This is a genomic window from Paraburkholderia sp. SG-MS1 (assembly GCF_012275575.1).
Taxonomy (GTDB): Bacteria; Pseudomonadota; Gammaproteobacteria; order Burkholderiales; family Burkholderiaceae; genus Paraburkholderia.
On record NZ_NPIH01000231.1, the window covers coordinates 1 to 5,814 of the forward strand.

Annotated in this window: 4 protein-coding genes and 3 pseudogenes; 4 read left to right on the forward strand and 3 right to left on the reverse strand. The window is 59.1% G+C overall.

Going from position 1 to position 5,814, the window contains the following annotated elements:
• Positions 1–136 precede the first annotated feature (136 nt).
• From CIC12_RS21695 to CIC12_RS21705, 3 genes and pseudogenes are all read left to right on the forward strand, one after another.
• Entirely contained in the window at positions 137–1,552 is a 1,416-nt protein-coding gene (locus CIC12_RS21695; protein ID WP_168666856.1) for an ISNCY family transposase, read from the forward strand.
• Positions 1,553–1,721: 169 nt separating this feature from the next.
• Positions 1,722–2,626 (forward strand): annotated as a pseudogene (locus CIC12_RS21700) (ISNCY family transposase); the annotation flags it as partial.
• Positions 2,627–3,053: 427 nt separating this feature from the next.
• A complete protein-coding gene (locus CIC12_RS21705; protein WP_168666851.1) occupies positions 3,054–3,872 on the forward strand; it encodes a hypothetical protein in 819 nt (272 codons plus the stop codon).
• 188 nt (positions 3,873–4,060) lie between these two features.
• Here CIC12_RS21705 and CIC12_RS21710 read toward each other — a convergent pair whose 3' ends face one another.
• The 3 genes and pseudogenes from CIC12_RS21710 to CIC12_RS21715 all read right to left on the reverse strand — a co-directional run.
• Positions 4,061–4,411, reverse strand: a complete 351-nt coding sequence (locus tag CIC12_RS21710; protein ID WP_168666853.1) for a hypothetical protein — start codon at positions 4,409–4,411, stop codon at positions 4,061–4,063.
• A 77-nt stretch (positions 4,412–4,488) separates the two neighbouring features.
• A pseudogene (locus CIC12_RS33285) lies at positions 4,489–4,732 on the reverse strand (IS481 family transposase); the annotation flags it as partial.
• A pseudogene (locus tag CIC12_RS21715) lies at positions 4,724–4,903 on the reverse strand (Tn3 family transposase); the annotation flags it as partial. The pseudogenes CIC12_RS21715 and CIC12_RS33285, both read right to left, overlap by 9 nt.
• A 266-nt stretch (positions 4,904–5,169) precedes the next feature.
• On the opposite strand from CIC12_RS21715, the gene CIC12_RS21720 reads away from it, so the two are divergent.
• The coding region (locus CIC12_RS21720; protein WP_168666854.1) for a hypothetical protein at positions 5,170–5,814 on the forward strand (645 nt) is incomplete at its 3' end.

Sequence of the window (5,814 nt, forward strand, 5' to 3'; positions counted from 1 at the left end):
ATAAATTATCACCCAAACCGATGTCAGGGCTTTTTAGAAATGTCCGGTTCTGGCTCATTAGAAATGTCCGGTTTCCTGGTCCGGGCGGGCTGCGGTGGCGCATGCTGCGACATCCCAGCCCGCCCGGAGCCTGACCATGAACGGACGTGGATTCATCACGATCAGCATGCACGAGCTCGAGCGCGTGAAGATCATCGAGGCGGTCGTCCAGCGCCGCCTGACCATCGTACAGGCGGCTGAACGGCTGCAGCTGTGTGAGCGTCAGGTCAGCCGGCTGGTGCGGCGCTACGAAGCCGCTGGACCGGCCGGGCTCGTTTCGGCGCGGCGTGGGCAGCCCAGCAATCGCGAACTGCCGGTGGAGCTGCGGGCGCGAGCCATGGCGCTGGTGCGCGAACGCTATGCTGATTTTGGGCCAACGCTGGCGTGCGAGAAGCTGGCCGAATGTCATGGCGTGGTGCTGGCGAAGGAAACCGTGCGGCGCTGGATGCGGGATGCCGGGCTATGGATTCCACGCAAACAGCGGCCGCCGAAGCTCCATCAGCCGCGAAACCGGCGCGCGTGTCTGGGCGAACTGGTGCAGATCGACGGCAGCGATCACCGCTGGTTTGAGGAACGCGCGCCGGCGTGCACGCTGCTGGTGTTCATCGATGATGCAACGGGCCGGCTGATGGCGCTGCATTTTACGGCGACCGAATCGACCTTCAGCTACTTCGAGGCGATGCGCGGTTATCTGGAACAGCATGGCAAGCCGGTGGCGCTGTACAGCGACCGCGCGAGCGTGTTTCACTGCAACAGCCATTCCGTGACACCTGGCAAGGGCGTGACGCAGTTTGGCCGGGCGCTGTACGAGCTGAATGTGGATACGTTCTGTGCCAACAGCAGCCAGGCGAAGGGGCGCGTCGAGCGCGCCAATCTGACGTTGCAGGATCGCCTCGTGAAGGAGTTGCGGCTACGCGGCATCAGCACGAAGGAGGCGGCCAATGCTTATGCGCCCCACTTCATCGCTGATTTCAACGGCCGGTTCGGCAAGGTGCCCAGGAGCACATTCGATGCACACCGGCCGCTGCGTGCCGACGACGATCTTGAGCTGATCCTGACGGTTCGTGTACCGCGGCGCGTGTCGAAGGTGTTGACGGTGCAGTACGACCGCGTGATCTACCTGCTGGAAGACACGGTGGCAAACCACCGCCTCATTCACAACTATCTGGACGTGTTCGAGTATCCGGACGGACGCATCGAGATCAGGGTGAATGGCGCTGCCCTGCCCTGTGTGCCGTACGACCGGCTCTCGGAGATCGATCAGGCGGCGGTGGTCGATAACAAGCGGCTGGGACACACACTGCAACTTGCCCAGGTGATCCAGTCGCAGCGTGATGACCGGCGGGCGTCGGGCTCTCCATCGCGGACCAATCAGGGTGAAGCGCCACGGTCGAAGGAGCGCAAGGTGGGCACCCGCAAGCAGCGCGAACTGACCCGGGAGCAGTTGAATGAAGCGATTCTGGGAACTGCCGGAATGCGGGTTGGCTCGGTGCTTAAAAGCCCTCTAACATAGATATTTCTGAACCTCGGAACCGGACATTTCTAAAAAGTCCCAACCCGGACATTTCAGAATGGCCTCGACAACCGATGTAGATCCCAAATAGAAATGTCGGGTTTCCGCTAAATAGAAATGTCGTGTTTTAGGTAGTTTGAGCGCCGGACATCCGCTCTGGGAGCCGGCGATGAACGCGACTGGGACGATCACGATGACGATGCACGAGCTGGACAGGTTCAAGGTCATCCAATCGGTGGCCGACGGGTTGCTCAAACCGTGGCGTGCCGCGCAACGGCTTGCGTTGACCACGCGCCAGGTGCGGCGGCTGGTGGCACGGTTACGTGAAGCCGGCCCGGCGGGTCTGGTGAACGGCCGATGCGCGAAGCCGGGTAACAACCGGCTTGACGCGGGAACCGCGGCGCGTGCGCTGGCGATCATCCGTGAACGCTATGCCGATTTTGGCCCGACGCTGGCGTGCGAGAAGCTGCGTGAATGTCACGGCATCCGGCTGGCGAAGGAAACCGTACGCCACCTGATGACCGATGCCGGCCTGTGGATTCCGCGCCGGCAGCGATTGCCGACGCTCCATCAGTTGCGTAGCCGGCGGGCCTGTGTCGGTGAGCTGGTGCAGATTGATGGCAGCGATCACCGGTGGTTCGAGCAGCGTGCGCCAGCCTGCACGCTACTGGTGTATGTCGACGATGCAACCAGCCGGTTGATGACGCTGCACTTCACCGCGACCGAATCGACGTTCAGCTATTTCGAAGCGCTGGGCAAGCACCTGGCAGCACACGGCAAGCCGGTCGCGTTCTATAGCGACAAGTCAGCGTGTTCTACGTCAAGGATCGGGCGAGCACGGCCGGCAAAGGCGTCACGCAGTTTGGGCGCGCCCTGTACCAGCTCAATATCGAGGCGTTCTGTGCGAACACGAGCCAGGCCAAGGGGCGTGTCGAGCGGGCCAACCTGACGTTGCAGGACCGGCTCGTCAAGGAGCTGAGGTTGCGTAACATCAGTACGCGGGAGGCGGCCAATGCGTATGCGCCCTCCTTCATCGCCGATTTCAACCGGCGCTTCGGCAAGCCACCGAAGAACTGGTCTCCAACGAGTGGAAGCGCGATTTAGACGTGCTCGAAGGCGGGGCAACGATCGGCCTAACCGGTCCCGCCGTCATGCGTTTGATCACCGGCACGTCTGCGCCCGGCGTTGTTGTTCCCGATACAAAAGAATCCGCCTGAACAGGCTGAATGTTCGCGGCTCCGACAGGCGTGGAAACGGCTGAACGCCTACAACCAACCCGATAAATAATCTTTTCATATTCATCACTATTCCTTGTATTTTTTCGAAGATTACGGCGAAGCGATTTTAAGCCTGTTTTCTTGGACGATTGCGTCTCTGGTCCGCAATCCGGGGTAAACCTTTCCTATCCAATCTGATAGGGTCCCCGAAGGTCAGTCAGTCTAAAGATTCACAAAACGGCGCCGATATAGACGAATAACGCCGATACGTATCGGAGAAGAACATGAGTTTTATCATCAGCAGCGCGGTTTCGCTAACCGTGCACAACACGGATTTAAACCAGCGTTCGACAGTTCTGAATCAGGTTGTCGACGCAACGGCCGCAACCGCTTCTCCAATTACGGTAACGGCGGTGGATCCGCAAACGACCGGCAAGCGAGTCACACAGTATCTGACCGCGATGGAGACGAATTTTCGTACCGGACAAGACGCCAAAGACGTAGCTAATGCGCTGGTCTCGACGATGCAGACATTGACCGAGCAAAGGCCGGATCTTGCGAATGCGCAATTCGACTTTCAGTCGGACAACGGATCGATCAAGGTCACGTCCAATACGCTCAGCGACAGCGATAAAACCTGGCTACAAAATCTGCTCAACAGCAACGGTTCGCTCGTGCAAGCGGTGCACGCGTTTCATAGCGACGCGGTCAGCGGTTATGCGCAATGGGCGGAAGCGGACGGTGCACCGCTCACGGACGCGCAATCACAGGCAATCAGCAAAACGGTCGACCGAAAGACGAATTTCATGGATATCTTTCAGCAACTGAATACTCAAGGTGCTCAATGGGTATCCGAAGGCGGCGGAACGCTAGAAGGATCGAACGGCTCGAAGATAGATTTTTCTCAGAACGCGAAAACCGCTGCGGGCTTTCTGAGTTTCATGCAAAGCGCGCAAATCGTCGAAAACGGCGCCGATCGATACGTGGAATCAAACGGCACCGTGAGCTACGGTGGTATCAAGGGCGACCTTTTCGACCAAAGCCTGATGCCCGATTTCTTTCCTACCCCCAGCACGTCGATCGGGGTACATGAAACGGCATAACGGTTCAACTGGCAGTCTGCAATGGTCGATGGCGAAGCATTCATGTTCGGCAACCGGATGGCAGGCTCCGAGACAAAGCCGACGTCTGAACGTCTGAACGTCTGATCGGCGCCGGATGTGAACGGCGGGTCGTGGCCGAACTCGGCCGCCGGACAATGGTCGGACTGGATCTTGCACGACAACCACCGCTACCCCAGCTCGCGCGTCGAAAGCCAGAACACGCCCAGCTCCTGCCGCCAGAACACCTGGCATCGGTCGAGCGGCGCGTCGACACGTCGCGCGGCGTCAAAGGCGACCTTCAGCGCCTCTGCGGCATCATCACTCAAAATGTGACCAATCGGCATACGCTCGGGCACGACGATGCCGCGACTCGACCAGTACCGTTTTTCGTTCAGCCGGAGCGCCGCGAAGTCCTTCGTTATGTACTTCGCCAGATAGCCCGCCAGCTTGTGTCGCAGGGCTTTCTCGCGGAACGGATTGCGCACGTGAATATTGCCATTATCCGCACCGACGATGCACTGCCAGATCGAACGCAGCACCCGATAGTCTCACGGCCACGCACGGCAACGTGAAGGTGCCACGCCCCGCGTTGCTGCTGCTCAGCCACCGCCACGTAATGGAAGTCACCAAGCCATGCGTCGAGATCGGTTTGAACAGCGGCGATCGAGATCGTAGATCTTCCGGCGTAAGGCGATGCGATAGAACTTGTTGAGCATGTTCCTGTGGAGCGGCTCGACGATGCCGTTGGTTTGCGGGGGACGTGCTTTGGTGCGGGTGTGATCGATGTTCTCCACTGCCAGATAGAGTTCGTACTCGTGATGCTCCGGGTTGCCGCGGTACCCGGTTCCCCGGTCGAGGATAAACAGCGTGCACTCGACGCGGCCGATCTCGCGCGGCGCGACGGCAAGGCAGTTCTGCCGGGGGGAGCCGCCAGGTTTGCGCAGTGTCAGCGAGACGATAAGGGTGCCCTGCCGGATCGACGTCGCCAGACGCAGAACCTCGTCCCAGTTTCGTCGGATGTGTTTCTCGTTATGCCTTACCCGATCACCACACGACTGTCTGTCTGGAGAAATAACCTGCTGTCACGAATCAACCTGACAGGAGTACCGAGATGGGAGTCTCCCCGCTTTCGTCTGGCTTTAATTATCTAACTCATCCCCACGATGAGCAACCGCCCGCCACGGCCACACCGTCAAGTCCTGCCGGATTGCAACCCCAGCTTGCGGGCCTTCGCCCCCGCAGGCAGGCGGATCCGCGGAACAGCCCACTGCAGGCCGCAACTGGACAACGGCCGTCTATGGAACCCGGCAGCAGTGAGGCAGACAGGCGCCCGCCCATAGCCCCCAGGGCTGCAGCAGATCGCGACCAGCAGGACAGGAACGGGGCGGAATCCGGACATCGTCAAAGCAGAGCCACCATCGATGTTCAGCCAGATAACCCTGAAGATCAGGGAAACGAACAGATTTATACTTGGGATAGCCAGCATGAGAATCTATATCTCTTCCACTCCAGGAAAGACGCGGATCAGTTTGTCTGGCAGGACTATCGGAAACAGCATCCTGATGCCCCGGAACAGAGTCACATCGATAACGAATGGGATGTGTTCAGGCGAGGGTTTTCTGATACAGCCCAAAATCCGGTCGGTCAAATCATCTCCCAGATAGCCAGATTTGCAGGTTCTTCACCAGAGACGCAGAAGAGACTGTATGAGGCGGGCAACAATATTCCGGGGTTTCTCGGCGCGGAACTGTCGGCAGCAGCAGGCGCTTCCCCGGAAACACAGGATTTTTTCAGGAAACTGGGAGAAGTGGTGGAACACCTGATTCCTGTCTGGGGAGAGGCAAGAACCCTGAGTGGGATGCTTGGCAAGGCAGCCAACGGCGAAGAACTGTCACTTGACGATCATCAAAACGTTCAAGGGCTTTTCAAGGAGCTGCTGTCA

Bases quoted from the DNA above. Each gene is read 5' to 3' on its own strand.
- CIC12_RS21705 (WP_168666851.1), top strand. From the start codon at position 3,054: ATGAGTTTTATCATCAGCAGCGCGGTTTCGCTAACCGTGCACAACACG.
- CIC12_RS21695 (WP_168666856.1), top strand. From the start codon at position 137: ATGAACGGACGTGGATTCATCACGATCAGCATGCACGAGCTCGAGCGC.